At 59.0% G+C, this 25,556-nt stretch carries 34 protein-coding genes and 2 pseudogenes; 11 read left to right on the forward strand and 25 right to left on the reverse strand.

What is annotated here, in order from left to right:
• Positions 1-22: 22 nt before the first annotated feature.
• The 4 genes from AVCA_RS14460 to AVCA_RS14475 all read left to right on the forward strand — a co-directional run bounded on the left by AVCA_RS14460 (position 23) and on the right by AVCA_RS14475 (position 3,781).
• Positions 23-1,021: a sulfate ABC transporter substrate-binding protein gene (locus AVCA_RS14460; RefSeq protein WP_012701719.1), complete on the forward strand. Its 999-nt coding sequence runs from the start codon at positions 23-25 to the stop codon at positions 1,019-1,021.
• An 83-nt stretch (positions 1,022-1,104) separates the two neighbouring features.
• Positions 1,105-1,923 carry a sulfate ABC transporter permease subunit CysT gene (cysT, locus tag AVCA_RS14465; RefSeq protein ID WP_012701720.1) on the forward strand — a complete coding sequence of 273 codons (819 nt, stop codon included), beginning with the start codon at positions 1,105-1,107 and terminating at the stop codon, positions 1,921-1,923.
• Positions 1,924-1,933: 10 nt separating this feature from the next.
• Positions 1,934-2,806 (forward strand): sulfate ABC transporter permease subunit CysW, encoded by an 873-nt coding sequence (gene cysW, locus AVCA_RS14470; protein ID WP_012701721.1) that lies wholly within the window; start codon positions 1,934-1,936, stop codon positions 2,804-2,806.
• 3 nt (positions 2,807-2,809) lie between these two features.
• The gene (locus tag AVCA_RS14475) at positions 2,810-3,781 is read left to right on the forward strand and encodes a sulfate/molybdate ABC transporter ATP-binding protein (protein WP_012701722.1); all 972 of its coding nucleotides are present in this window, start codon (positions 2,810-2,812) and stop codon (positions 3,779-3,781) included.
• Between the two features lie 105 nt (positions 3,782-3,886).
• On the opposite strand, the gene AVCA_RS14480 is transcribed toward AVCA_RS14475, so the two are convergent.
• The 3 genes from AVCA_RS14480 to AVCA_RS14490 all read right to left on the reverse strand — a co-directional run bounded on the left by AVCA_RS14480 (position 3,887) and on the right by AVCA_RS14490 (position 6,472).
• A complete protein-coding gene (locus AVCA_RS14480) occupies positions 3,887-4,807 on the reverse strand; it encodes a bestrophin family protein (RefSeq protein ID WP_012701723.1) in 921 nt (306 codons plus the stop codon).
• Positions 4,808-5,810: 1,003 nt separating this feature from the next.
• Positions 5,811-6,053, reverse strand: a complete 243-nt coding sequence (locus tag AVCA_RS14485) for a DUF6566 family protein (RefSeq protein ID WP_012701724.1) — start codon at positions 6,051-6,053, stop codon at positions 5,811-5,813.
• A 50-nt stretch (positions 6,054-6,103) separates the two neighbouring features.
• The gene (locus AVCA_RS14490) at positions 6,104-6,472 is read right to left on the reverse strand and encodes a hypothetical protein (RefSeq protein WP_012701725.1); all 369 of its coding nucleotides are present in this window, start codon (positions 6,470-6,472) and stop codon (positions 6,104-6,106) included.
• A gap of 225 nt (positions 6,473-6,697) precedes the next feature.
• On the opposite strand from AVCA_RS14490, the gene AVCA_RS14495 reads away from it, so the two are divergent.
• Both AVCA_RS14495 and AVCA_RS14500 read left to right on the forward strand, forming a co-directional pair.
• Complete coding sequence (locus tag AVCA_RS14495) at positions 6,698-7,108, forward strand: hypothetical protein (protein WP_012701726.1); 411 nt, start codon at positions 6,698-6,700, stop codon at positions 7,106-7,108.
• A 45-nt stretch (positions 7,109-7,153) separates the two neighbouring features.
• On the forward strand, positions 7,154-8,425 hold the full coding sequence (locus AVCA_RS14500; protein ID WP_012701727.1) for a cation:proton antiporter: 1,272 nt from the start codon (positions 7,154-7,156) through the stop codon (positions 8,423-8,425).
• A 202-nt stretch (positions 8,426-8,627) separates the two neighbouring features.
• Here the strand turns inward: AVCA_RS14500 and AVCA_RS14505 are convergent, their stop codons facing one another.
• From AVCA_RS14505 to AVCA_RS14530, 7 genes and pseudogenes are all read right to left on the reverse strand, one after another.
• The gene (locus tag AVCA_RS14505; RefSeq protein ID WP_012701728.1) at positions 8,628-9,341 is read right to left on the reverse strand and encodes a polysaccharide lyase family 7 protein; all 714 of its coding nucleotides are present in this window, start codon (positions 9,339-9,341) and stop codon (positions 8,628-8,630) included.
• Positions 9,342-10,070: 729 nt separating this feature from the next.
• On the reverse strand, positions 10,071-10,487 hold the full coding sequence (locus AVCA_RS14510) for a hypothetical protein (RefSeq protein ID WP_236616185.1): 417 nt from the start codon (positions 10,485-10,487) through the stop codon (positions 10,071-10,073).
• Positions 10,488-10,510: 23 nt separating this feature from the next.
• On the reverse strand, positions 10,511-10,843 hold the full coding sequence (locus AVCA_RS14515; RefSeq protein ID WP_012701730.1) for a hypothetical protein: 333 nt from the start codon (positions 10,841-10,843) through the stop codon (positions 10,511-10,513).
• A 110-nt stretch (positions 10,844-10,953) separates the two neighbouring features.
• Positions 10,954-11,055, reverse strand: a pseudogene (locus tag AVCA_RS26805) (DNA-binding protein); the annotation flags it as partial.
• A 74-nt stretch (positions 11,056-11,129) separates the two neighbouring features.
• On the reverse strand, positions 11,130-12,227 hold the full coding sequence (gene gcvT, locus AVCA_RS14520) for a glycine cleavage system aminomethyltransferase GcvT (RefSeq protein WP_012701731.1): 1,098 nt from the start codon (positions 12,225-12,227) through the stop codon (positions 11,130-11,132).
• A gap of 13 nt (positions 12,228-12,240) precedes the next feature.
• Positions 12,241-12,618: a type II toxin-antitoxin system VapC family toxin gene (locus tag AVCA_RS14525; protein WP_012701732.1), complete on the reverse strand. Its 378-nt coding sequence runs from the start codon at positions 12,616-12,618 to the stop codon at positions 12,241-12,243.
• Positions 12,615-12,860: a type II toxin-antitoxin system Phd/YefM family antitoxin gene (locus AVCA_RS14530; protein WP_012701733.1), complete on the reverse strand. Its 246-nt coding sequence runs from the start codon at positions 12,858-12,860 to the stop codon at positions 12,615-12,617. Before AVCA_RS14530 ends, AVCA_RS14525 begins: the two co-directional genes overlap by 4 nt.
• A 294-nt stretch (positions 12,861-13,154) precedes the next feature.
• On the opposite strand from AVCA_RS14530, the gene AVCA_RS14535 reads away from it, so the two are divergent.
• Positions 13,155-13,550, forward strand: coding sequence for a hypothetical protein (locus tag AVCA_RS14535; protein ID WP_012701734.1), 396 nt, complete (start codon positions 13,155-13,157; stop codon positions 13,548-13,550).
• Between the two features lie 161 nt (positions 13,551-13,711).
• Here the strand turns inward: AVCA_RS14535 and AVCA_RS14540 are convergent, their stop codons facing one another.
• A complete protein-coding gene (locus AVCA_RS14540) occupies positions 13,712-13,915 on the reverse strand; it encodes a hypothetical protein (RefSeq protein ID WP_012701735.1) in 204 nt (67 codons plus the stop codon).
• 149 nt (positions 13,916-14,064) lie between these two features.
• Between AVCA_RS14540 and AVCA_RS25085 the strand changes: the two genes are divergently transcribed.
• Positions 14,065-14,262: an HNH endonuclease signature motif containing protein gene (locus AVCA_RS25085; RefSeq protein WP_012701736.1), complete on the forward strand. Its 198-nt coding sequence runs from the start codon at positions 14,065-14,067 to the stop codon at positions 14,260-14,262.
• Between the two features lie 74 nt (positions 14,263-14,336).
• Here the strand turns inward: AVCA_RS25085 and AVCA_RS27055 are convergent, their stop codons facing one another.
• From AVCA_RS27055 to AVCA_RS14575, 8 genes and pseudogenes are all read right to left on the reverse strand, one after another.
• On the reverse strand, positions 14,337-14,468 hold the full coding sequence (locus AVCA_RS27055) for a hypothetical protein (RefSeq protein WP_012701737.1): 132 nt from the start codon (positions 14,466-14,468) through the stop codon (positions 14,337-14,339).
• The gene (locus AVCA_RS14545) at positions 14,468-14,725 is read right to left on the reverse strand and encodes a type II toxin-antitoxin system HigB family toxin (protein ID WP_236616187.1); all 258 of its coding nucleotides are present in this window, start codon (positions 14,723-14,725) and stop codon (positions 14,468-14,470) included. Before AVCA_RS14545 ends, AVCA_RS27055 begins: the two co-directional genes overlap by 1 nt.
• Before the next feature lie 137 nt (positions 14,726-14,862).
• Entirely contained in the window at positions 14,863-15,240 is a 378-nt protein-coding gene (locus AVCA_RS14550) for a helix-turn-helix domain-containing protein (protein ID WP_012701739.1), read from the reverse strand.
• Positions 15,241-15,245: 5 nt separating this feature from the next.
• Positions 15,246-15,365, reverse strand: a pseudogene (locus AVCA_RS25770) (type II toxin-antitoxin system HigB family toxin); the annotation flags it as partial.
• A complete protein-coding gene (locus AVCA_RS14560) occupies positions 15,347-15,652 on the reverse strand; it encodes a BrnA antitoxin family protein (protein ID WP_012701741.1) in 306 nt (101 codons plus the stop codon). The gene AVCA_RS14560 and the pseudogene AVCA_RS25770, both read right to left, overlap by 19 nt.
• Positions 15,636-15,905: a BrnT family toxin gene (locus AVCA_RS14565; protein WP_012701742.1), complete on the reverse strand. Its 270-nt coding sequence runs from the start codon at positions 15,903-15,905 to the stop codon at positions 15,636-15,638. Before AVCA_RS14565 ends, AVCA_RS14560 begins: the two co-directional genes overlap by 17 nt.
• A gap of 197 nt (positions 15,906-16,102) precedes the next feature.
• Positions 16,103-16,390, reverse strand: a complete 288-nt coding sequence (nadS, locus tag AVCA_RS14570; protein ID WP_012701743.1) for a NadS family protein — start codon at positions 16,388-16,390, stop codon at positions 16,103-16,105.
• 5 nt (positions 16,391-16,395) lie between these two features.
• Positions 16,396-16,710 (reverse strand): type II toxin-antitoxin system RelE/ParE family toxin, encoded by a 315-nt coding sequence (locus AVCA_RS14575; RefSeq protein ID WP_012701744.1) that lies wholly within the window; start codon positions 16,708-16,710, stop codon positions 16,396-16,398.
• Between the two features lie 500 nt (positions 16,711-17,210).
• On the opposite strand from AVCA_RS14575, the gene AVCA_RS25090 reads away from it, so the two are divergent.
• Positions 17,211-18,416: a hypothetical protein gene (locus AVCA_RS25090; protein ID WP_236616189.1), complete on the forward strand. Its 1,206-nt coding sequence runs from the start codon at positions 17,211-17,213 to the stop codon at positions 18,414-18,416.
• Positions 18,417-18,529: 113 nt separating this feature from the next.
• Here the strand turns inward: AVCA_RS25090 and AVCA_RS14580 are convergent, their stop codons facing one another.
• The 3 genes from AVCA_RS14580 to AVCA_RS25095 form a co-directional block, all read right to left on the reverse strand.
• A complete protein-coding gene (locus AVCA_RS14580) occupies positions 18,530-18,973 on the reverse strand; it encodes a hypothetical protein (RefSeq protein ID WP_041807276.1) in 444 nt (147 codons plus the stop codon).
• Positions 18,970-19,266, reverse strand: a complete 297-nt coding sequence (locus tag AVCA_RS26460) for a hypothetical protein (protein WP_175555999.1) — start codon at positions 19,264-19,266, stop codon at positions 18,970-18,972. Before AVCA_RS26460 ends, AVCA_RS14580 begins: the two co-directional genes overlap by 4 nt.
• A gap of 111 nt (positions 19,267-19,377) precedes the next feature.
• Positions 19,378-20,082, reverse strand: a complete 705-nt coding sequence (locus AVCA_RS25095; protein ID WP_012701749.1) for a hypothetical protein — start codon at positions 20,080-20,082, stop codon at positions 19,378-19,380.
• 108 nt (positions 20,083-20,190) lie between these two features.
• Here AVCA_RS25095 and AVCA_RS14585 point away from each other — a divergent pair, with 108 nt between their 5' ends.
• On the forward strand, positions 20,191-21,552 hold the full coding sequence (locus AVCA_RS14585) for an IS701-like element ISAzvi8 family transposase (protein WP_012701750.1): 1,362 nt from the start codon (positions 20,191-20,193) through the stop codon (positions 21,550-21,552).
• 498 nt (positions 21,553-22,050) lie between these two features.
• Entirely contained in the window at positions 22,051-23,115 is a 1,065-nt protein-coding gene (locus AVCA_RS26090) for a phage antirepressor N-terminal domain-containing protein (protein WP_072432955.1), read from the forward strand.
• 75 nt (positions 23,116-23,190) lie between these two features.
• Here AVCA_RS26090 and AVCA_RS14595 read toward each other — a convergent pair whose 3' ends face one another.
• From AVCA_RS14595 to AVCA_RS14610, 3 genes are all read right to left on the reverse strand, one after another.
• On the reverse strand, positions 23,191-23,580 hold the full coding sequence (locus AVCA_RS14595) for a hypothetical protein (RefSeq protein ID WP_012701751.1): 390 nt from the start codon (positions 23,578-23,580) through the stop codon (positions 23,191-23,193).
• Positions 23,581-24,688: 1,108 nt separating this feature from the next.
• The gene (locus AVCA_RS14605; protein ID WP_012701753.1) at positions 24,689-25,147 is read right to left on the reverse strand and encodes a holin family protein; all 459 of its coding nucleotides are present in this window, start codon (positions 25,145-25,147) and stop codon (positions 24,689-24,691) included.
• The gene (locus AVCA_RS14610) at positions 25,144-25,467 is read right to left on the reverse strand and encodes a hypothetical protein (protein ID WP_236616192.1); all 324 of its coding nucleotides are present in this window, start codon (positions 25,465-25,467) and stop codon (positions 25,144-25,146) included. The genes AVCA_RS14605 and AVCA_RS14610 overlap by 4 nt, the downstream gene beginning before the upstream one ends.
• Between the last annotated feature and the right edge of the window lie 89 nt (positions 25,468-25,556).

The following is a 25,556-nucleotide window of genomic DNA, read 5'->3' on the forward strand; positions in this document are numbered from 1 at the left end:
GATACCTTCAGGAGCTGTATCCATGTCCATCCGTCGTTTCGCCCTCGCCGCCCTGGCCGGCCTGAGCCTGAGCGCTGCCGCCCAGGCGCAGACCCTGCTGCTCAACGTGTCCTACGACCCGACCCGCGAGTTGTACCGGGAATACAACGCCGCCTTCAACAAGCACTGGCAGGCCGAGGGCCATGAGCCCGTGACCATCCAGCAGTCCCATGGCGGCTCGGGCAAGCAGGCGCGCGCGGTGATCGACGGACTCAAGGCCGACGTGGTGACCCTGGCCCTGGCCGGCGATATAGATGAATTGCACAAGCTCGGCAAGCTGATTCCCGAGGACTGGCAGAGCCGCCTGCCGCAGGCCAGCACACCCTACACCTCGACCATCGTATTCCTGGTGCGCAAGGGCAATCCGAAAGGCATCAAGGACTGGGGCGACCTGGTCAAGCCGGGCGTGGAAGTGATCACCCCGAATCCGAAGACCTCCGGCGGCGCACGCTGGAACTTCCTCGCCGCCTGGGCCTGGGCACAGCAGCAGTACGGTAGCGAGGACAAGGCCCGCGCCTACGTCGAACAGCTCTTCAAGCAGGTTCCGGTGCTGGATACCGGAGCGCGCGGCTCGACCATCACCTTCGTCAACAATAAAATCGGCGACGTCCTGCTGGCCTGGGAAAACGAGGCCTTCCTGGCCCTGAAGGAACAGGGTGGGGAAAACCTCGAGATCGTCGTGCCTTCGCTGTCGATCCTCGCCGAACCGCCGGTGGCGGTGGTGGACAAGAACGTCGACCGCAAGGGTACCCGCGAACTGGCCACCGCCTACCTGAACTATCTGTACAGCGAGGAAGGCCAGCGCATCGCCGCGAAGAATTTCTACCGTCCGCGCAACGAGAAGGTCGCCACCGAATTCGCCAAGCAGTTCCCCAACCTCAAGCTGGTGACCATCGACAAGGATTTCGGTGGCTGGAAAACCGCCCAGCCGAAGTTCTTCAACGATGGCGGGGTGTTCGATCAGATCTACAAGGCGCACTGAACCCATAACCAGGCAGGCCCAGCCACAAGCCGGAGGTATCCGGCTTGTGGCTCGATGCTTTGTCAGTCATTCGAGAGATGTCCATGTCCCTCCGCATATCCCCCGTCATACCCGGCTTCGGGCTGACGCTGGGCTACACCTTGGTGTATCTCAGTCTGTTGGTGCTGATTCCCCTGGGTGCCATGTTCGTCCACGCGTCCCAGCTCACCTGGGCGCAGTTCTGGGAGGTCATCTCCGCGCCACGGGTGCTGGCCGCGCTCAAGCTCAGCTTCGGCACCGCCCTCGTTGCCGCGCTGCTCAACGGCGTGATCGGCACCCTGCTGGCCTGGGTGCTGGTGCGCTATCCGTTCCCCGGCCGCAAGATCATCGATGCCATGATCGACCTGCCGTTCGCCCTGCCCACCGCGGTGGCCGGCATCGCCCTGACCGCGCTCTACGCGCCGGCCGGGTCGGTCGGCCAGCTCGCCGGCGAGTTCGGCCTGAAGATCGCCTATACCCCGCTGGGCATCGCCCTGGCGCTGACCTTCATCACCCTGCCCTTCGTGGTGCGCACCCTGCAACCGGTGCTGGCGGACATTCCGCGCGAAGTCGAGGAGGCGGCCGCCTGCCTCGGCGCCAGCCCCTGGCAGGCCTTCCGGCACGTGCTGCTGCCGGCGCTGCTGCCGGCCTGGCTGACCGGTTTCGGGCTGGCCTTCGCGCGCGGCATCGGCGAGTACGGCTCGGTGATCTTCATCGCCGGCAACATGCCGGGCAAGACCGAGATCCTGCCGCTGCTGATCATGGTCAAGCTCGACCAGTACGATTACACCGGCGCCACCAGCATCGGCGTGCTGATGCTGGTGGTGGCCTTCGTCCTGCTGTTGCCGCTCAACCTGCTGCAGCGCCGCATCGCAATCCGCTGAGGAGGCCGCCATGTCATCCATAACCCTGAACGCGGCCGCTTCCGCCAATGCCGCCCGCCGCGGCAACGTCCTCGGCCGCCGCCTGCTGATCGCCGCCGCCTGGCTGGTGTTCGCCGTGTTCCTGCTGCTGCCGCTCTACGTCGTGCTGAGCGAGGCGCTCAAGCTCGGCTTCGGGACCTTCTTCGACGCCCTGCTGGAGCCGGACGCCATCTCCGCCCTCGAGCTGACCCTGCTCGCCGTGGGCATCTCGGTACCGCTCAACCTGGTGTTCGGCCTGGCCGCCGCCTGGTGCGTGAGCAAGTACGAGTTTCCCGGCAAGAGCCTGCTGGTGACCCTGATCGATCTGCCGTTCTCGGTTTCGCCGGTGATCGCCGGCCTGATCTACGTGCTGCTGTTCGGCGCCCAGGGGCTGTTCGGCGACTGGCTGAGCGAGCACGACATCCAGATCATCTTCGCCCTGCCCGGCATCGTCCTGGCGACCATCTTCGTCACCCTGCCCTTCGTCGCCCGCGAACTGATCCCGCTGATGCAGGAACAGGGCACCCAGGAAGAGGAAGCCGCGCGCCTGCTCGGCGCCAACGGCTGGCAGATGTTCTGGCACGTCACCCTGCCGAACATCAAATGGGGCCTGATCTACGGCGTGGTGCTCTGCACCGCCCGCGCGCTCGGCGAATTCGGTGCGGTGTCGGTGGTTTCCGGCCACATCCGCGGTTTCACCAACACCCTGCCGCTGCACGTCGAGATTCTCTACAACGAGTACAACCACGTCGCCGCCTTCAGCGTCGCCAGCCTGCTGCTGGTCCTGGCGCTGATCATCCTGCTGCTCAAGCAGTGGAGCGAAGCCCGTCTGTCCCGCCTCAAGTCCGATGCTGCCGAGGAGTAAGCCATGTCCATCGAAATCCGCAACGTCAGCAAACACTTCGGCGCCTTCCAGGCCCTCAACGACATCAACCTGGACATCCACAGCGGCGAACTGGTCGCCCTGCTCGGTCCCTCCGGCTGCGGCAAGACCACCCTGCTGCGGATCATCGCCGGCCTGGAAACCCCGGACAGCGGCAACATCGCCTTCCACGGCGAGGACGTTTCCGGCCATGACGTACGCGATCGCAACGTCGGCTTCGTGTTCCAGCACTATGCGCTGTTCCGCCACATGACGGTGTTCGACAACGTCGCCTTCGGCCTGCGCATGAAGCCCAGGCGCGAGCGGCCGAGCGAGCAGATCATCGCCGACAAGGTCCATGAGCTGCTGGCCATGGTGCAACTCGACTGGCTGGCCGACCGCTATCCCGAACAGTTGTCCGGCGGCCAGCGCCAGCGCATCGCCCTGGCCCGGGCGCTGGCGGTGGAGCCGAAGATCCTGCTGCTCGACGAACCCTTCGGGGCGCTGGATGCCAAGGTGCGCAAGGAGCTGCGCCGCTGGCTGGCGCGCCTGCACGAGGAGATCAACCTGACCTCGGTGTTCGTCACCCACGACCAGGAGGAAGCCATGGAGGTGGCCGACCGCATCGTGGTGATGAACAAGGGGGTGATCGAGCAGATCGGCGCACCGGGCGAGGTCTACGAGCATCCGGCGAGCGATTTCGTCTACCACTTCCTCGGCGACTCCAACCGCTTGCACCTGGAGGGCGGGCACATCCTGTTCCGCCCTCACGAGGTTTTGCTGTCCCGCGAGGCGGTGGCCGAATACCATGGCGCCGAAGTGCGCGACATCCGCCCGCTCGGCGCCATCACCCGGGTGACCCTCAAGGTCGATGGCCAGAACGAGCTGATCGAGGCGGAAGTGGTCAAGGATCACGACACTCTGGTCGGTCTGGAGCGCGGGGAGCGGCTGTTCATCAAGCCCAAGGCGAGCGCCTGAAGCCCCCGCCCGGCCCGGATGGCATGGTCCGGGCGGGAAATTCCCCTGGAAACACGACGGGCGGGGTAGATCCCGCCCGTTTTTTCATGCCGCGGCAACCGCCCGTCAGAGGCGCTTCAGCTCGCCGCCCACCGGAACCAGTTCGGGCGAGCGCTCCGCAGTGGCATCGCGCAGCATCGACTCCAGGTTGCGCTCGATGTTCTGGCACAGGGCCTCGGTCTGGATGCGGTGTTCGCTGTTGCGGAAGGGACTCTGCAGGTCGCTGCCGACCCTTTCGATGGCCAACAGCATGAAGCCCGCCACCGTCGAGACCAACGGCGTATACCAGCCGAGGGTTTCCACCAGGCCGATCGGCATTATCAGGCAGAACAGGGAGATGAACAGCCGCGGGAAGTACACGTAGGGATACGGCAGCGGCGTATTGGCGATCCGCTCCATGCCGCCCTGACAGTCGGACAGCACCACCATGGTCGACTCCAGGCGGGACAGGCGCATGCTGTCCAGCCGCCCGGCCTTGTACTCCTTGGCCAGCAGGGCCGCAGAACCGTTCAGGATGTCGTTGGGGAAGTTGTTGGTGTGGTGGCGCCGGTCGAATTCCTCGGCCGGGATCAGCGCCTGGACATCCTCGCCGCTCGGCTCACCCTTCAGGTGCGCCGAGAGGGCCTTCACGTAGGCCACGTGGCGACGCAGCAGCACAGCCTTGACCGGGTTCATACCATAGGCGTCGTCGATCAGGGTGAGCACCTGGCGCGCGAAGCTGCGCGAGTTGTTGGTCATGGTGCCCCACAGGGTTCGCGCCTCCCACCAGCGGTTGTAGGCACTGGAGTTGCGAAAACTGGTCAACACCACCAGTGCCGAGCCGAGTAGTGTCAGTGGCATCGAGGGGAGATCCATGCGCGGACTCAGCAGGAGCATGTAATCCACGGTGATGAAGATATCCCAGAGCAACAGCCAGAACAGCGACCAGCCAACATAGGTGAGTGTTTTAATCAGGTATTGGCTTTTCCGGGTAAAGGCGTTCGACACGGGTGCATCTCGATTAAGAAGAACAATGGGGATTCGACCATCGAACGGTAGCTCGATATCACTGCAACCCCATGATTCTTGCCGACAGGTGACGCTATTAATGATTAATGAATTGATGCACGTCAAGGATGTTACCTACGACTTATGCCTCAATCCACAATTCTCAACCCATGCCAGCCGGTGAGCCAACACATTCTCCGGCTTCGAAGCAGTACTTCCCGAGAATTCGTACGCAACCAGCCAAACCCAAGGCGACCCTGGCTTTCGTCAACGAATTTCGTATCGCAAGCGCAACCAGCCAACGGCATGCTCCTGCTGGACTCTATGACCAGAGAATGAGCGACACCACCCCCGGCGGAAACATCTGCAAACAATCTTGGCCGCGTAACACATTGCCTGGTTTGCGCCAAAAGGTTCAAGACCTCGAAATGGCAGGCTGGATGCCACTCCGGTTCCATCCCATCGAAACAGGTAGGAAAAGGTTCGGCATCGGCAACCAAGGCAGCCACTCGAACCGGCGATGTGCGACCCATCGTGACCGATATTTATCTCATTGGCGCCAGATAATATCGCTCGATGAACGATACATGTCTTGTGGATTCTGGAATTCGTCCTCATCCATATTCGCCATCGACGAAAACCACTCCTCGCCTAGACGGCGACAAACCTTCCAAGTTCCAATGATCAGTTCGAAGGGAGTAATGCCGGCCGCTCCGAGCAGGAATAATGGAATGCGGGCGGATGCTGGATCGAGAACTTCGCATATTCCGGTGCAATGCCCGGAGCAAGCCATCTCCGCATGACACTCGTGGACTGAAGGCAGGAACTTCGCAGGTGCACATTCGTGGTGACGGGGCCCGGTCATCGCCCGCTTTGGCGATATCGAACCAGACCCCGGACGGCAGGAAGGCGCCAGCGCCCCGGCCCTGCTGGTCATCGCTATGCAGCTATGCCCCGGGCCAAAGCCGCGATGGCGGGAGACGGCGGCAGGAAATACCTGCCGTCAATGCCGGGCCAGCCTGTCGATGAGCGCGCGGCAATGCCGGAACCCGGCTTCGCAGGCCGCCTCGATGCAATCCCAGGAACAATCGATATCGGTTTTTCGGGAGGTGAACATTTCCTTGTCCCGGCGCACGCTGGCTCGGATGGTCCACTTCCGTCCCAGCCCGCGGTATGGCTCGACAGCCATATCGAATCCTTTGTACTTCTGCACGTAAACAGCAACATCGGCACCTTTATTATTCATATTCTCTCCGTGATAGTGATGTTGGCCTGTCGAAACAGGCAGATAGGCACTCACAGCACGAAAAATCCTGCCCTAACCAAGGTTGTGTGGCAAGCACGCAGCAAGAGCGGGATCAGCCATGGCCTGCCCGTCGGGAGCGAGCCGGACGACATCAAATCCAGCGAGCGCGGACGATTGCCTTGGATCTCGGGCTGATCGCCGATAGCGAAGACGTGACCCGGCAAGCGGTGCTTCTCCGGTTCGCCGTCGTCGGTGCGCACGATGCAGGCACGGTCGCTACCACCCGGCCCCTCCTGACCGGAACTGCCGAACGGCACGCCGACAGCGACCGGTTTTCGGTAGGAAATAATGATGTCGGCTTCGTATCCCATCCGGTATCTGCCTGCGAAGTGCTCGGTACCGATGATGGCCTCGCCCACCCACGCACCACTCTCGCCCGGCCTCTACCGCGCATTGCCTTCAATCACATCGCTTGCGCACATCGGTCGAATATTGGCTCAAGTCAAAAATTCCGTACCTCGGGTACCGTAGGGTGCCGGCTCGGACGGCCCTGTCCTATGCGCCTGAACCTGCGCAGCACAACGACGTTGACCGCCGCCCTTGCTCGCCCACTCCCCCATCAAACCAGGCCTGGAGGCACACGGATGAATGGCCCCCTGATGCTCGTGATTTCCATTCTGGTCTACCTGATCCTGTCCGCCATGGTGATGGATCTGCTCATGGAACTGATAGCCCATGTTCTGCAAGGCAAGACCGGTCCCGATCCGGAAGACAATGCGAACGAGCCCCGGCCGATCACGCCGCAACAAGATGAGCGGAGGCCAAAAACCCTCCCCGAGCACGCGCCCGATACGCGACTGGACGATAGTCCCTGTCTTCCCCCAGCGTCCGGCCCCCCGGATTCAATCCCGGTATCCGCCTGGCTATTTCCACTTTCCGACTACGTTCTCGGCGTGATCGCAGTCACCCGCTTCCAACCTCCGGCGATCCTGCCTGCCCGTTCCGGGCCATTCCTTTATCTGATTACCCGACGGCCTTATATGAGAAAATCATGAATACATAAGATAATCTGTAGCGAACTATCTAAGAGGAGATGCTCAATGCTGGACCTTGCGGCGGCGTTCATCGCGCTGACGACGCTTTTCACTTATCTCAACTACCGCCTGATCCGTCTCCCTCCGGCAATCGGAGTCATGATCGGGGCCCTTCTCCTCTCGCTGCTCGCTTATGGCCTGTCGGCGCTGGGTTATCCGGTACTCGAGCTGGAAATCCAGGAAATGATCCGCCGGATCGATTTCTCCGACATTCTGATGACCTGGTTCCTGCCCGCGCTGCTGTTCGCCGGTGCCCTGCACGTCAATCTGGACGATTTGCGCAGCTACAAGTGGCCGATCACCTTTCTCGCCACGGGCGGCGTACTGATCGCCACATTCGTGGTTGCCGGCCTGGCCCATTACACCTTTGCCCTATTCGGCTGGCAGGTCAGTTTCATTTACTGCCTGCTGTTCGGCGCACTCATCTCGCCGACCGATCCCATCGCGGTAATGGGCATTCTCAAAAGCAGCGGCGCTCCCAAACCGCTGCAGACCACCATCGTTGGCGAATCGCTGTTCAACGACGGAACCGCCGTGGTGATGTTCAGCATCCTGCTGGGCGTCCTCATGATCGGCCACACCCCGACGATAGGCGAAGTGAGCCTGTTGTTCCTCAAGGAGGCCATCGGCGGGATCGTCTTCGGCCTGCTGCTGGGCTATGTCGTCTATCTGTTGCTGTCCAAGGTCAACGAATTCCAGCCATCGGTCATGCTGACACTGGCCCTGGTCTTCGGCGGTGCATCGCTAGCGGCGAAACTGCATGTTTCGGCACCGATCGTGATGGTGGTCGCCGGTCTGATCATCGGCAACCATGGCCGCCATCATGCCATGTCCGAGGAGTCGCGCCGCTATGTCGATGGCTTCTGGGTCCTGATCGATGAAATTCTCAACGCCCTGCTGTTCGCCCTGATCGGCCTCGAACTGCTGGTGCTTCCTTTCACCTGGCTACATGTGGTCGCAGCGATCCTGCTTGGCGGAGCCGTCCTGTTAGCCCGGGTGCTAACCGTCGGCCCCGGGATCATCCTGATCCGCCAACTGAAGTCCGTGCAACTCCAGGTGGCTCCGGGAACCGTCCGCATCCTGTCCTGGGGTGGCCTGCGTGGCGGGGTTTCGGTGGCACTGGCCCTGGCGCTGCCCCTGGGCCCGGAGCGCGACCTGCTGCTGACCCTCACCTACATCGTGGTACTGGTCTCGATTCTGGTGCAGGGACTGACTATCGGACCGCTGGTGAAGTCATTGTATGGCAGCAATCCCGTCGAGGCCGAAGAAGCCCACTGAATACCAGGCTCCGAAAGCGCCCCATGGAAGGGGCATTCGTCTTCGCCCTAAAGCCATCGATTGCACGTCAAGTCCAGGCTTGCGGGCAATCGATGGCTACCCGGCGACGGCAAACGCTCACCATAAGCCGAAACTCGGCCGGATCGGTACAGGGAGTGGCCCCAAGTCATCCCGCGGGCCTTGAGACAGGCTCTCCCAAACTTTACCGATAGCCTACCCCGCTTTCCGCTTGCCACAGCGCGCCAGGCGCTGCGCCCAGTCCATCGCTGTGTGTCATGCTCAACGCATGAAAGGTGGCCTTTCCGGCCCCCCTTCCGCCTATCTCCTCCTGGCTGTACATGCCGGCTTTGGCATACCACCTGTCGCTTCTGTACGAAGCCACGTCGAACCGGTATTTCCCGACTTTGCCGTTGACCGTGACGGTAAGTTCCCCGTCGTGGGTCACAGTCGCCGAATAGGCCAGTCTGTTGCCAAGCCTGTAGCCTTCGAAAATGGGATCTTTCTTTTCCTCGCCGTTATATTGCGGTCGGTATTGCACATAGATTGTGCCGCCACTGATCTGCAACTTGAACGGCGGCTTCGTGCTGGTGCCATGAAACTGGCCGATGATCGCCTTTTTGCTGGCTGCTAAGGAGTCGACCGTGAGCGTTGCACTCAAACGGTGGATCTTGGCGCTGCCGAGGTGCCAGTTGGCCTCCTTATCGGCACCGTTGAGCAGTGTTTCCCTGAGTTCGGAGCGTGGGTAAATACTATTCGCAGTGCTTCTGATACCTGCGCCAGAAGAAGGTGCATAGAAAGTGATGGACCCATCGGCGTTGCGAACAAACCACTTCGACTCATATGTTTGAAGTTGTCTGGTCTGAATGATCATGGCCCCAACGGGTATAGTGAGATTCCACTGTGAAAGATCGATCACTTCACGACTCCTGAGTACGACAGGTTTTCATGATGGCATTTTTATACTAAAAAGCCATCAATTAGCCACTATCCATCCATGAAGTAATGAAGCCGATCAGCAGTTCACACAGCCGTGCACCGAGCGATGGTAGAGCGGAGTTTCATGGCGCCGGACAGAGTCACCAGACCTGACGGCGATGGCCTGGCCAGGAACCCAGCCCCCAGACCCACCACGAGACATGGAGCGTTTTCATTCCGATCGATCGTCCAAACGGACTATCTGCCTCCGGTCGGAGGCACGGCTCCCGTAGACTGGTCGGCTTTGCACGCCGATGCCCATTCGCATGCCATATCCGATGCCTCCGTGCGTGGCCGCGCGTAATCCCCCCTCATCTCGGACTTGGTGCTCAACGATGTTTCGAACGTAGCAGAGCGGTTACGCGCAGCAGAATTGGCGAAAATGCGCCAAAAACGGCAGAAGACCGGGCTCCCAAATGCCCGATAAATCAAGCTCGCCCCCAGCAACTCCAGGTGCTCCGAGCCGTCCCACCGCTTCTGTGTGACGCCGATGCTCGATTGGACATACGGGCACTAGAAGCCGCGCCAATAGCAGCCTGCAGGCTAGCGCGCGACGTCGCGTACCAAATTCGTCACACTTGACTTATTCGAAGGTGGGGTTCAGAGCGTTCCTGCTCGCTTGCCGCGACCGCAGGATCGCCCTCCACCTCTACTCGCTGCCGGGTCCGGCTCAGTCGATCAGGTCCGAGATATCCGAGCCTCGCCACGGCTGGGGCATGTCCTTCTGCGCACAGAGGCGCGCGGCATGTTCCCAACCGTTGCTGTCCTTGAAGGAGAACGCGGTACGGCTCTTGATTTCGTAGGTGGCGGTCGCCGGCTCGGTGCCGGAGGTATCGCCGCAGGATTGCTTCACGCGAAAGGTGGCCGGGCCGATCCGCTCGATCTTGTCGAAGATGCAATAGGAAGTCACCCATTGCAGCCCCTGGCGGCTCAACACGGCCGTACCGGCATTGCTCGCGGTACGGCAGGTCTCGTCGCTGCGGACATAATAGCCGCGCTCCAGCGGCAGCTCGCCGAGCGTCTCGGCCAGCGTGGCGGCAGGCAGCAACACGACGGCCGCGCCGCAAAGACCGGCGCGCAGTGCCAAGGAAGGAATCATGGACTCCCCACTCACTTCTTGCAGATGACGCCGGAGAAAAAGGAATTGCCCGCGCCGCCGTCGAGGCATCCCTTGCTGTCGATCTTCAGCGTACGAGTCTCGCCGGCGGCCGTCACATCCACATTGTCGCCGCTGCGCTTGTAGGTGCCGTTGATCTTATCCTCGCTGCCGATCATGGTCAGCACGACTTGGTCGCCGGATTTGAAATCGAGAATGGTGAACCACTGGCCGGACTCGGTCTTGCCATACGGGCCGGACAGCCCCGCACCGCCACCGCAAGCGGTCAGTGTGCCGATCAGCAAGCAGGCAGCCCCGGCCATCATCGCCTTTTGAAAACCCATCATGCGCAAATCTCCTTTTATTATCGCGTCAGGTTCTAATGACGTATCAATATAGCCTGGATTTATGACGCATCAACTCCTTGCTGCGTACACAAGCGGAGCGTTGCCCCACCCTATTCGTACCCCATCCCCAGTTCCTGGGCCTGAGCCGCAAGCTCATCCATTGCCTGGCGGCGTTCCGCATCCCTGCGCTGCTTGTATGCCATGAGATCGGCGAGGTAGGGTGGACAACTCGCGCAGTGACTGCCCACCGTTTGTATCGGTAGACAAGGCTGCGCCGTTGTCTACCCTACTTGCTTAGCAGCACCTTTCCATGGCGAACGAAGCGGGGTGGTGTGACCTGTGCCGGAAGCGGATGGCCCCGCAGGCTTGCGTGGACGATATCGCCAATAGCAATCTCTCTCGGCAGGAGCACCAAGGCAATATAGGCTTCCAGCGTTGGGGAATAGGTTGCGCTAGTGATTTTTCCCTCACCATGCTCCGTAAATACCGTTTGCCGATCCCGCAGCAGCCCCTTGTCGACAAGTTTCAGGCCAAGGAACTGCCATCGCTGTGCGCGTGCGAACAGGGCATTTCGGCCTATGAAATCTCGCTCCGATGTCGTTTCCACCGACCAGGCCAGGCCCGCCTCGAAGGGGGAAAGCATTTCGTCCATGTCCCGTCCATACAGTCGCAAACCCGCTTCCGTACGTAGCGTGTCTCTCGCGCAAAAGCCGCAGGGTTTTACACCCACAGCCATCAAGGCATACCACAATGCCTCGGCTCGATTGGCTGGAAGTGTGATCTCGAAACCGTCTTCACCGGTATAACCCGTCGTCGCAACGAAGATCGATTCGACCTGGGCGCTGGAATACGCGGTGAGGCCGATGGTTGTCGGTCTGATTTCCGGCAATACATCCCACACCTTCGATCGGGCAGAGGGGCCTTGGATGGCTATCGTTGCAAAGGTTTCCGAATCAGAGCCGAGCAGCGATAGGGTGACATCCAGCTTCCAGGTGTGCTGACAGGTTTTTATCCAGGCGAGATCCCGATCGCTCCGGTCGGCATCGATGATCAGACGATAACGGTCGTAATCCAGACGATGAACGATCAGGTCGTCCATTACCCCGCCGTCATCATTGAGCATCGTGGTGTAAAGCGATTTACCGGGACGATCGAGTCGGTCGATGTCGTTGGCAAGCAGGCGAAGCAAGAACTTCCGAGTGTCAGGACCTTGAATGTCCAGATGGGTCAGCCAGGATACGTCGAACATGCCGCAATCACGGCGAACGGCATGATGTTCCGCAGTCACCGAGCCAAAGTTGACCGGCACTTCCCAGCCGCCGTGAGAGACGAAGCGGGCACCAAGAGCCCGGTGCACGGCATGAAGTGGCGATTTCTTGAGCATCCCTTTTCCCTCGTTAAATCAACACCGCCAACTCCGTATAAGCCGCCACCTTGCTGTCCGCCGTGAGTAGCTTCATGGGTTCGGCCTTGGCCACGGCTACCAACAGCCGATCAAAAGGGTCTTTGTGCAGAGGTTCAAGGCCCAGTAAGGCAAGGATGTGTTCTGCGCTCACGGGTAACTCCTGAATGCCCAGGTTTTGGCATTCTTCAATGACCTGTTCGAGCTGAAGATCCAGTTTGCCGAGATTCTGCTTGATGGCCATCTCCCAGAAGGAGGCGGTGCTGATGTAAATCTCGCTGGCCTTGCCCAGTAGCTTACGGGCTTTGGGGGTCAGCCTGGGGTCGTCGATCAATATCCAGAGCAGGATATGGGTGTCGATTAACAGCCTCATGCCGAACCCTTGCCTTCGAAACCGGCCAAGGCTTCGCCGGGCAGTTCGGCATCAAAGTCGTCGGCTACGCGAATCTGGCCTTTCAGGGTGCCGTAGCGCAGCCGGACAGGCTTGCCAGCGGCCACAAGACGGGCCATAGGGCGACCGTGCTTGGCAATGATGATTTCTCGCCCATCGCTGGCGGCATCCACAAGGCGGGATAGGTTGTTTTTGGCATCGGCCAGCGAGATGGTTTCCATCATGCCCCATAGATTTGGCTAGATTTAGCCAAATATCATAGGAAGTCAGCAGGTGGTTCGCAAGGCTCTGTTGCTTGTGCAACGATTGGCGAAGGCCGATTCGAATTCGGGGCACAGATCGGCGGTATCGAGCAGAGCTACGTAGCCATAGGGTGGGTAACTCGCACAGCGATTACCTATCGTTTGTATCGGTAGACAAGGCTGCATCGTTGTCTACCCTACGCGCTCGCTCTCTTGATACACCGGCGACCGGTGGTGAATAGTGGCCGCCCTCTTACACTCGACGAAGACATACCCATGCAATTGATCAGAAGCATTCCCCTGCTGTTGTTCGTTTTCCTGGCTTACAACGCGGTCATGATGACCGGCACCGGCAACCTCGATGGCGTGCTGTTTCAAGGGACTTTGCTGTCCGGCGCACAATGGCTTTTCACCACTTCGGACTTGCTGTTGACGCTGGCCCTGGTCGCCTTGGGCGGCGAAGTAGTCAAGTCCACCCGCTCCGGCAATGCTTCGGTCATAGACCATGCCCTGTCCATGCTGCTGTTCGTGGCCTTCCTGGTGGAGTTCATAGGCTATAGCGCGGCGGGGACTACGACGTTCTTCCTCATGACCCTCATGTCCTTCATCGACGTGCTGGCTGGATTCACCGTCACCATTTCCTCCGCCCGGCGCGACGTAGGGTACAACTGACGGAAACCTGTTCCTGCCAGAGCTACCTTCCCCCGCTGCCGCCAAGCCGGCAGCCTGGGGAAGTTCCGAGGCGAACTCGCGCAGCGATTACCACCGTTTGCATCGGTAGACAAGGCTGCGCCGTTGTCTACCCTACCGGCTGCCACACGGCACGATGACCATTACACGGACATGGCATGCTTTCCCGTCGCGCCCTTCGGGGCCGGTCGATCGAAAAACACGGCGGGGCTGAGATCAAAGCGATCGCACAGCGCATGAATATGGTCTTTGGACAGCTTGCGAGTCCCGCCCAGCACCATGGACACCATGCTCTTGCCACCGATTTCATTTTTGAAATCATCGGTTTTCGATTGGTATTGATCCATCAGGGTGCGTAGTACGGCAGCTCCACTGTCCAGGGTGGCGAGCTTGCGGTTGAACTCGGTGAACTCGGGCGACTCGTCTTCCCAGCGTTCGATGGAGGCCGAAAGCAGGTCTATTGCTGCAAGGGCGGAAGAAGCTCATTCGGCTTTGGATGGAACAGGGTGGTAGGTGCCCGGGCAATCAACCCATTACCGAAATCAGCGGATGGCATGTCCATCATCTGGTCAGGCGGGTAGACGGCGGGCCGGACATCAACTCCAACCTGGTCATGGTGCATCCGAACTGTCATAACCAGATTCACGTCAATGGTCTCAAGGTGGTGAAGCTGGTTCGCGAAAGCGGGCTTTGAAAGGCTTGAGCCGTATGAGGGGAAATTCTCACGTACGGTTCTTAGGGGGGGGATGGGCCAGCAATGGCCTGTCCCTACCCGACTTCAATCAGCTCATCCATCAAAGCCAGGGCCTGTTCGTATTCCTGCCCGCTGCGGATTTCGACCAGAAAGCGGGCCTCGGCGAACAGGGAGCGGGCTTGGTCTTTGAGGTTGGCGAAATTCATCAGTCAGACTCCTTGGCATATTTGCGACAGAGCTTGTCGTACTCAGCATGGGTCACGATGTGCTTGACATACAGGCGATTGTCCCTGAACTCGATGAAGGCAATCATGCGCAGGTTGTTACCACCGATATCGATAACCCACCATTTGTCTTTGTATTTGAAATTATCCAGGCTGGGGAACACGGCATGGGCGGGCCGTGCGTGAGGGCTTCGGCCCCGCTTGCCGTAGGGTAAGTAACTCGCGCAGCGATTACCCACCGTTGGCATCGGCGGACAAGGCTGCGCCGTTGTCCACCCTACTTGCTTGGCGGGTGTTGGTGGGGGCGGCGTGATAGGCGGGCAGGTCGTAGGGTGGGCAGCTCGCGCAGCGAGTGCCCACCCTGTGCGCCCGGAGGTTATGCCCGGGCGCGGGGAGTCGGCTTGATGAGGCTTTCTGCCGGGATACCGAACAGGCTGTGCAGCTTCCAGATCATCGGCAAGGTCAGCGAGCGGGTGCCGTTCAGCACCTCATAGACCCGGTTGGTGCGGCCGATTGCCGGACTCAGATCGCTGGCGGTCAGCCCCAACTGCTCCATGCGGAATTTGATGGCATCGACAGGGTTGGGAAGATCCACCGGGAAGTGCTTGGCTTCGTAGGCTTCCACCAGCGTCAGCATGACCTCGAAGCGGTCACCTTCCGGGGTGCCCGGCTCAGGCTCATTGTCGAAAAGCGGCGAAAGTGCCTTAAGCGCCGCGCGGTAGTCCTGATCGTTACGAATCGGACGAACGTTCATGGCATTCACTCCATTTCAACGGTATCGGCATCGATGGCATCGTATTGTCGGTGCGTGCCGATGAACTTGATATAAATGGCGCCGAAGCGATAAGCCACCCGGCCAACTAGTCGTGGCTGTGCTCCCGTACGTACTCCTTGAGCGCCTGGTCGAGACGGGTCTGCCAGCCGCTGCCGCCGGCCTTGAAGTAGGCCAGCACCTCGGGAGACAGGCGCAGGGAAACCTGCTGCTTGGTCGGCGCCTTCTGCGGGCCGCGCTCGCCGCGGCGGCGAACGGTGGCGGCATCCCAGAAGGCATCCACGGCCGTAGGGTCGTTCGGGTCATAGAGATCGTCGGCATCGCGCGCCACCGGCTCGTCGGCGGCTGCTTCGGCCTTGACGCGCTGCCAGTCAGTCTTACTGGAGTGCTGCATAGCGTTTCCTCTCCTGTTTCGAGGCACGGCGCAGCGAGATAGCGCGGATATCCTCGCCACGCTCGACGTATACCAGTACCAGAACCACACCCATTACCTCGACCATCGCGACATCCATCAGGCGTTCCTCGTCCCGACGCGGCGAACTCAGGGTGATCTTGTTCGGCGCGTCGTACACCAGCCCCGCGTCGGCCAGATCGAGGCCGTGCTTGGCCAGATTGCTTGCGCGCTTGGCTTCGTCGTAGACAATCATGGTCTTATCGTATAGACAAAAAAATATCGGGCAAGTCGGAGTCGCGTCTTGTCGGACGTTCGGTCCGGCAGCGCAGCCGCGCGGTGGTCAGCCGTAGGGTGGGTAACTCGCGTAGCGGTTACCCGCCATTGGCATTGGTAAACAAGGCTGCGCCGTTGTCTGCCCTACTTGCTCGGTCAAGAGCATGATTGTGACCCTTAGCCCGCCAGCGCTCGAATGACGTGCTCCGGGTCATTGTGGATGGCGCGCAGCAGAGCCTTGGCCGGGCCGGTCGGCTCGCGGCGGCCTTGCTCCCAGTTGCGCAGAGTGCCCACCTGCACATCGATCATCGCGGCAAACTTGGCCTGCGAAAGACCGGTGGCCTTGCGGATCTGCTTCACCTGCAAGGCATCCACGGTGAACTCGCGGGACGGCTGGCGTTCGCCGCGAACGATTTCGTCCATTTGCACGACGCTTTCCATGAGGTCGTCGAAAAACTTACTCATGATGGTTACCTCCACGTCTCGATGATGCGTTTGAGCGCTTTGCGCTCGTCGGCAGTCAGGTCATCCTTCTCGTTCTTCGGATAGATCAGCAGCAGGGCGATCTGCGATTCCGAGACGAAGTGATAGTAGATAACCCGGGAGCCACCCCGTTTTCCATGCCCCTTCGAGGCGACACGCACCTTCCGAATGCCTCCAGTGCCCTCGATGACATCGCCGGCATCGAGGCGCTCGGCCAGCGTCTTCTGGAAGGCTGCATAGCTGTCGTCATCCAGCAACTCGCGCAGGCATCTGGTGAATATGGGGGTTTCGATGAATATCATGCGAGCAATATACGCCATTGGCGCACACCGTACAATATCACTGTACCAGTGGCGCCCTACCTGTCAGCCTCCCGCGAACGTAGGATGGGCAATTCGCGCAGCAATTGCCCACCACCTGCATCGGTAGACAAGGCTGCGCCGTTGTCTACCCTACTTGCTGTTCTCCTCACGGATGTCACGGTGATCATCACTGCACTCGATCCAACCTTGCTTATGCGAGCTCTTGCGCAATACAGGCTCAAGATACCGTTCGGATTCACCGAGCGAGTGCGGAGAGCCGGAGAACTATCTACGGAGCAGGCTCGAGGCCTCAGGGTGGATCCGTCTTCCTGGCCCTCCTTCCGATGATCAGTCGGAGACTATCGCCGACTGGCGGCGGCTAGTCGACATACAAGGGTGGGTAGCTCGTAGAGCGATTGCCCGCAGTGGCATCGGTAGACAAAGCTGGTCCGTCGGTTACCCTGCGCGCTGCGCTTCTTGGATGCTGAGTAGGAAAACCAATGAAAGAAAACGAATTGCAGCGAGAGATTTACGCTCTGGTGCGAGATGGGAAGCTTGCGGAGCACATAAGTAGTAGAGGTGTGAGATCTTTAAAAGGCTTTATTAAAGCAGCCAGAACTGAGTCGTACGAGTTTTCGATGATCAAGATTTTGCGTGATAGGTATGCGAAATCTGCTCTCTGGATCTACAGAAAGCTGAGCGAAGAAATTATGTCTATTATAGGCGGGGAGAATACATCAAATATTTCTTTAAATGGGGTGGAAAGGCTTTATCCAGATATACTGGCTCATAATGAGGAAAGGAATTTTTTCTTATTTGAATTAAAGGTTGGTAGTAAAACAGAGCGCGAGGCGATAACTGAGATTTTTGTGTACATATTCGAAGTTAGGAATCATTTGCCAGGTCTGAATATTGGGGAGATCTCGATAATAATAATTTCCGAAAGCTTTGGTGTTCTGCTATCGCATGCGGTAATGCAGTTGATAGGTTTTTATGGGGTTAAGGTGATTTGTTTGAGGGCTAGAAGGCATCAAGAGTTGATTCTTGAATTGTACAATCCTTCCGAGGTCATTACGGATAATGAAGTTCCGTTAAGCAAGGAGTCTTTCTCAACGTGCTCTCTGGTACTTTACCATTCGGGGCAACGCAGTAGAAGAGCAAATCAAGATATCATGAAGGTTTTCAATGTTGCGGAGGGCATGCCTCTTGAGAGGGCTAATCAACTTGGGTCAAATGGGTTCCTTGTTTTGTATCGAAATAGTCTTTCGGATGATTGGGATGGTTGCGTTGCTAGGTTTTATATAACAATTGCGATAATAAATCCATTTAAGCTGCTTGATGAGCTTATGCTCGGCGCACGCACTACCCCTCTGGCAAAGAGACTGTATGAAATGTATTTGGAGGAGAGCGATCATTTGCAGAATCACTTTGGGGAAATAGTGGAAGAGTGCGAGGATTTTTTGGGTAAGTTTTATAATGTTTCTCGCGAGACATATGCAAGTTATGATATGTTTGAAAGATCTGTTGTGGGGTGGGATTCCTATGCTTTGAGGTGTAATTCATGGGGTGAGTTTGGGCGGTTTGTGCGGGGGATAACTTATGGTGGTTCTAATGCGTATGGTTTTTTTGATTCTGAAAGAGATCATACTGACCCGATTGATTTCTTTGAAACTTTAAATAATATTTTTGAGTGTGGTGCTTATTGATGAATATGTCTAGCCGGGTGGGAGCTCGCGGAGCAATTACCCACCATTGGCATCGGCAGACAAGGCTGCGCCGTTGTCTACCCTACTTTCTACTCCGTTGTCTAGGCTGCGTACTAGTAAAGGTTGTAGTCAATCCCAACCTCTTTTAATACTTCGTTAAAATCCTTGTTTTCTCGTAAGTATTCTGTTGAATGGTATTCCATGAACTGCAAGCTGATCATTATTAGTCGGAGTAGGGAGAAATCTGTGAAGTTTACTAGGGTAAGGATGTGCGATCTTCTATCCTCGTAGTCAAATCCATGGCTATCGCTCAGCTTGTCAGAGATCATTTTTACTATGATGTAGAAGCTTCGAGTGAGACCAAATATTTTTTCCTTCGAGTCAATTTTCTCTAAAAATTTACGCACATCCTCATTGGAGCCATTCGTATCCCTGACTCTTTCTATCTCATCCTCAATCTCCATGACGGCTTCAATGCTGCACTTTGTAAATTCAGTGTCATGCTGACCGAACTCAACCTTCAAAGCATCGAAAAGCTCTTTTTGGGAGTTGATCATGCCAAAAAAAGCGCCTCAAAAGAACGAAGCTTTTCGGATTTTTCATTTCTCTTCAGTTCAGACCTTAGGCCTTCATTGGCTTCGTTTTGCAATGATAATGACTTTATTAGCAAGACGAGAGCGATGAAGCTAAGGATCGGATTTAACAGTCCGCCAACATAATCGCCAAGCTGCCCCCATACGGCGGTGTCTTCAGAAAAGGAGTAATCTAGTAGAAAATAGAATTGAGCAATGTACGACGTGAAGACCACGATGAACATGGCCGCCGCCGCTGCTACATATCTATTGATCATTGTAGAATCCCTTGACGATGTATTTGATTACTCGACCGTCCATCAGTTTAATTGGGCTAACTGATATCTTCAAGAATTTCCACTTCTCACTGCTCATTCCATTATTGTAGTTTAGGTTTTCTGAAAATAATTTTTTGCCTCCATGTTTACATCGCGATAGCCAACGCCGAATCCGAAAGCTACCGTCTCATCGGCATCTTTCAGTAGCAAGCGCCCATTGCCAGTGTTGATGTTAAGCCTGGCAATGCTGGCAATGATGTCTATTTTTTGCTTGTCCTCTTTTGCTTGTAGAACTTCTGCGGCGTGTTTGTCAAAGTGGCTGATTACAACTTGCTCGCTAGCGCTTTTTCTGAATCTTAGCTTAACGTCATAATTAAATTTTGTAGAAACTTCGTGAACGTTGTTGAGAGGCGATTTTCGCAGTTGCTTGACTAGGCCTTCAATTGTGTCGCCAAGGTTGTCTACTATTTTTTGGGCCTTGGCTGATAATTGCTCGCTCTCCTTGTAAAGTGACTCGCTGATAAAGTAAGAGATTAGTTCGGAGAAAACTGTCTTTCCAATTGAGTTGAACTTTCTCTTGAGTTCTTCGTCATGGATGTCTAGGCTAAATGTGTGCCCGTAGGATCCTTTGAAGCTTTTCTTTAGCGTTGTTCTAACTTTTCCTTTGTGTGATAATCGCTCTGAAATTTTCTCGGAGAGAACTGTTTCGCCTATAGTGCGTATTGCATCAGATGTTCCCTGTAATGTATCAAGACCAGCCTTCATGTCCACCGATTGTTCTGGGGTGTCTATAATAACGTCGAGGTTCAGTGACATAAATTCTCTTTACTTTCATGTGTCGATATAATCTGAGCTGTTATTCTTACTGTGTCATTAAATTGAGCTACTGTGAGTAGATCTTCTGCACTTTGAGGAAGATCGACGATGGACTCCATGATCAGATTCGACGAGTACCTGGCGCATCTGGCGGCAGGTCTTGGGCATGCCGACCGGGAAGCCGGGCTGCGCGGCTATTGCTCCGGCCTGATGCTGCCCCTGGCGCGCAAGAGCGTGGAACCTATGGCGGCACACCTCGACCCCTTGCATGCCAGTGCCCGGCACCAGGCGTTGCATCATTTCGTGGCCAAGGCCGACTGGTCGGATACCGAACTGCTGCGCCGTGTGGCCCGCTGGGTCCTGCCGACCATGGATCTGTCCGCGGGCGGCTACTGGCTTGTGGACGACACCGGTTTCCCGAAGAAGGGGCGGCACTCGGTGGGCGTGGCGCGCCAGTACTGCGGGGTGCTGGGCAAACAGGACAACTGCCAGGTGGCGGTCAGTATTTCGCTGGCGTGCGAACAGGCCAGCCTGCCGGTAGCCTGGCGCTTGTACCTGCCCCGGGACTGGGCCGAAGATGCTGGGCGGCGCCGCAAAGCCGGCGTGCCCGAGGACGTCCGCTTTGCCACTAAGCCCCAGATAGCGCTTTCGCAGTTGCAGGCGCTGCTCGAAGCCGGGGAGTCGCGCCATTGTGTGGTGGCCGATGCTGGTTACGGCGTGGACAGCGCCTTTCGCCAAGGCCTGACGGCCATGGGGCTGTCCTATGTGGTTGGGATCACCTCGGCCGTGCGGGTATGGCCACCCGGCCAGCAGCCGCTACCGCCCAAGCCCTGGACGGGCAAGGGGCGCCCGCCGGTAGCCACGCGGCGCTCGCCAGAGCATCGACCGCTGTCGGTAAAGAAGCTGGCCTTGGCGCTGCCGCCGGAGGTCTTTACGGAACTCACCTGGCGCCAGGGAACCAACGAACCGCTGAGCGGGCGTTTCGCTGCAGTACGGGTACGCCTGGCCGGCAGCGTTTCGGCAAAACAGCGGCTGCACCCGCAGCAGTGGCTACTGATCGAATGGCCCTCCGCGCAGGACGAGCCGACCCGCTACTGGCTGTCCACGCTCGTGGAGGACACGCCGCTGCCGGAACTGGTACGCATCGCCCATCTGCGCTGGCGTATCGAGCGCGACTACCAGGATCTCAAGCAGGACTTGGGGCTGGGGCATTACGAGGGGCGTGGTTGGCGGGGGTTCCACCACCATGCCAGCCTGAGCATCGCCGCCTATGGTTTTCTGCTCGGGCAGCGCCTGCGCCGTGAGGCCCTGTCCGGACCGGATGGCCAAGGAAAAAAAAACCTCATGGCCTGCACGGTACCTGCGCTTCCCGCGGATTACCGCCCCCGCGGTCGGCCAGCGCGCGCAGCGGCATGTGGCGGAGTCGATCACGACGCTGCGTCATCAACTGGGTGTCTACCTGATGCTTGAGTATTGCCGGGACCTGTACGGAGGTCTGGGGTACCCACGGTTATGACACAGTAAGATTATGATTGGTCGGATTAAGAGTACGCATGCTCTAAACAGAGCACCCATGGTTTAGAGCGTCTATGACGCCTCCCCTTCGCTCGTCACAACCATGACAGCCGTTCGTCGGCTTTATACACCACGTAGCCTCGCTCCCGGCAGCCCTCCGAACCGCTCACAGCCTCCCGGTTGACTCCAGCCAGCTTCCCCCGCTAATGTTCCGCCCGCTGCCGCCAAATCGGCAGCCTGGGCTTGGCGGCCCGGATAAAACGGGCGGTCACAAAACCGCTGTAAAAAAGCGGTTTTTTTGTGCCCGCGGCATGGCTGCACCCGTTATGGGCGGGCCGTGTGTGGGGGCCTTACGGCCCGCCGGTTCCCGTTTCCGGTCCGCCAACCCGCACGGTTCCGCTCACCCATCTTGGCGGATGGGCGCGGCAGACAAGCTAAAACGGGAAACTCACCATGTCGGACACAAACCTCCAGCTCGGAACAGTCGATTTTCACGGCCAAACTCTGGCCGTAATTACCGGACCGGCCGGCGAACGCCTTGTCGCCATGAAGCCCATCTGCGAAGCCATCGGCCTCCAGTGGGAGGCCCAGCTCAAACGCATCAAGCGCCACCCCGTCCTTTCACAAGGTATGTCCATCATGACCACCCCTTCCGCCGGCGGCGATCAGGAAACCACCTGCCTCCCCCTCGACTACCTCAACGGCTGGCTGTTCGGCATGGATGCCTCCCGCGTCAAACCCGAGATCCGCGAGCGGCTGGTGCAGTACCAGCGCGAATGCTTCGCCGCCCTCGCCGCCTACTGGCAGCAGGGCGAGGCCGTTCGGCCGCGCACGACTCTGCCGGCCGGCGGCACCGCCGCGCCCCTGCGCCTGACCTACAACGACCGCCACTTCCGCATCGTGCCCGTCGGCACCGAGGTCTGGTTCGTGGCCGCCGACGTGGCCAGCGCCGTCGGCCTGCGCGACTCCTACGTCGCCACCCGCCACCTGCGGCCCGAACACAAGGCCGCCCTGCCGGTCGGCCGGCAGACGCTCAACGTCATCAGCCGGGCCGGGCTGGAACTCGCTCTGCTGCACGCGCACCCGGAGCGGGTGGCACCCTTTCGCGCCTGGCTGGCCGAGGCGCTGAACCTGCTGCCCACCACCACTGCCGCGCCCGAACCCGAGCGCCCGCCCGTGGCCAGCCTGAGCCAGGAAGCACGCGACTTCACCTTCGACTACCTGGACCGCTGCCGTCAGGCCGTGCGCGATGCCGGCGGCACCCTGCCGGAATGGGACCGCGAGGCCGACCAGCGCATCTCCGACAATATGGCCGCCCTGCTGATCCGCGACAAACGCTGGGTGCTGACCTTCGACGACAGGGGCGAACCGCAGCTCCGAGCCATCCCCAGCGGTGCCGACGTCTTCACCCCCGAATCGCTGCTGAACTGGATCCGCAACCCCTTCGGCGCCCACCGCGACTTCCTGCCAGTCATGCTGCAAGCCATCGGCGAACGTCTTTCCAGCTCCCACCGCTGAATTTCGGGCATAAGAAAAGAGCCCCCGCCGGTGTGGCGGGGGCTCGGTGTTTCAACGTGTCGGCCACTGTGGGGATCAGTGGCTGTTGTAGGCGAAGTCTTCGGCGGTTTCGGGGGTCCAGCCGTACGGGCGCGGGCGGTTGCCGTGGATCACGACCTTGTCGCCTGCGGAGAAGACGTAGTTCGGGGAACGGTATTCCTTGAGTTCACCGCTGTCGGTACGCACCAGGTAGATGCGCTCGCTGGCACCCACGGCTTTCTGGCCGGAACCGCCGAACAGTGCGCCAAAGCCCGCACCGAGCACCGCGCCGATCGGACCGCCGACAGCGCCGGCCATCATGCCGTTCATGCTGCCCGCAGCCTGGCCGGAGGTTTCGTCCGTCACTTCCCGAACGATTTCGGCGGCGTTGACGGTGCCGACGGTGAGCATGCCGATGGCCAGAGCCAGAATTCCGAATTTTTTCATGGCGGTTCCCCCAGAGCGAAACGAGCGGTCGTTACCAGTCGATTGAATCGAGACGGGTCGTGGCGCCGTTATCGCCGTTTGTTCCGTCTTCCCTGAAACAAAAACTAACAATCTCATTGACATAGGTCAATAAAATAATTGCCTTCTTATGCTTAAGGAGGGGGTGTCTCGGCAACCGGCGAGACAGCACCTCCCGCCGTGCTCTTCAAAGAGGACGGACAAGCGACTGATCTAAAAGGAAAAACCGACCAGACTGGAACTTTCGTCCCATTCCTGATGTTTCGACTAAACATGCTCGCTTCGGCGCGATCGCAGCCACTACTCCAGTGTTCGCAGCATTCCGAAGCCGGATGCCCCCACATAGACATACTTTGTAATGGCTATTTGATACCATTCGACAGGCCGTCGGCAGATCGGCATGCCGAGAGCGTTAGCTGGCCATACGAAGAAGTTGGCTATCCGGGCCTGACGGCCTCGGTAAAGCGCGCATTCGGTTCGAGTAATCTGCAAGCCAGGGTCTATTCCCCTCACCTTAACTGGCAGGCACGCCAGTGGCGACAGAGTGCCCGCCCGGCCGGCGTAACCGGCCATCCATTACCCATTTTCAGTAATTCATCCTGCACGGTGCCTTCCGTCGCGTCTTATCGCGCACCGTGCGCGGCATTGGCTCAGGTCAAGAATTCCGACGCCTCCCTCCCCTAGGGTTTCGGCTAGAGCGGCCGTCCTGAGTGTCTAGACCCTTGCTGGTCCGTAGTAGCGCAACGAGAAGTATCAGCCGCCCCTCTTGCTCGTAATGCCCCCCACCAAGCCAGCTCGGAGGCATACCCGATGAATAGAGTCCTGATACTCGCGATTGTCGCTCTGGTCTATCTGTTCCTGTCCGCCCTGGTGATGTTCCTGCTCATAAAGCTGATATCCCATACCTTGCAGAGCCGGGCCCATCCCGAACCTGAAGACGACTCGAACGACCGTCAGTCCGCCTTGCCACAAGACGAGCGAGAGCGGGGAATCCTTTCCACTCCCCTTCCCGACACGAAACAAGACGAGGCTCCCCGCCGCTCCCCACCCTCCAGGCCACCGCCTCGAATCCTCCTATTCCCCTGGTTGTTCATCCTCCTTGCCGAGTATTGGACGTGATCGCAGTCATCCGCTGCCGTCGTTCCAGCGTTCGCAGCGTCCCGAGACCGAGCACCCCGAACAGCAGCTCGAAGAGCACATCGTCGAGCGACGGCAGCGGCGGCACGCCCTGCACGCCAGACACGGTCAGCACCCAGGGCAGCAACGGGCGCAGCAGGAACTCGTAGGCCAGCCCGCCCACGCAGACATAGCCGGCCAGCGGCCGCCAGCCCGACTTGAACGCAGACTGGCTCTGCGCCTCGATCTCGTTGATCTTCGCCTGAGCCAGTCCGCTCTGCAGTGCCGCGTCCAGCTCCCTGAATACCCCGTCCTGCTGCAGCCGGAGCAGTTCCGCCTGCGCCTGGGCCTTGTCTTGCGGGTCGGGGATGACGCGATCGAGCAGCCCCGAAATCGTCGGCAGCAGCGCCGTGGCGGCGGGCAGCAGGCTCATGTCGACAGTTCCCCGACCAATGCATCCATGGCCTGCGCATAGCAGGCATCCCAGCGGTTCCGGTGCGGCTTGCCGGGCCGCCACGCCCGGACATACAGGTCCCAGCTTCTGGCCACCTCGCCCACCGCCGGCAGCGGCGCCGGATCGGTCCACAGCAGCAGGCGGGCAATGCCGGCGGCCAGCACGTCGTCGCGCTCCAGGGCGGCATGGACGGCGCCGACCGACGCCTCGACGCCACGCGCCTTGCAGACTGTCAGGGCATGCGGACGACTCTGCGGATGCACCAGCACGCCGAGCACGCTCGAACATCCAGTAGCCATGGGCAAGCCCGCCGATCTGGTGGCAGTGGCGGAACGCGGACTCCTACAAGCCGATGGCCAACAGCATGGCCTCGGCCTGGGGGCTGTTC

It is taken from the genome of Azotobacter vinelandii CA, from assembly GCF_000380335.1.
Taxonomy (GTDB): domain Bacteria; phylum Pseudomonadota; class Gammaproteobacteria; order Pseudomonadales; family Pseudomonadaceae; genus Azotobacter; species Azotobacter vinelandii.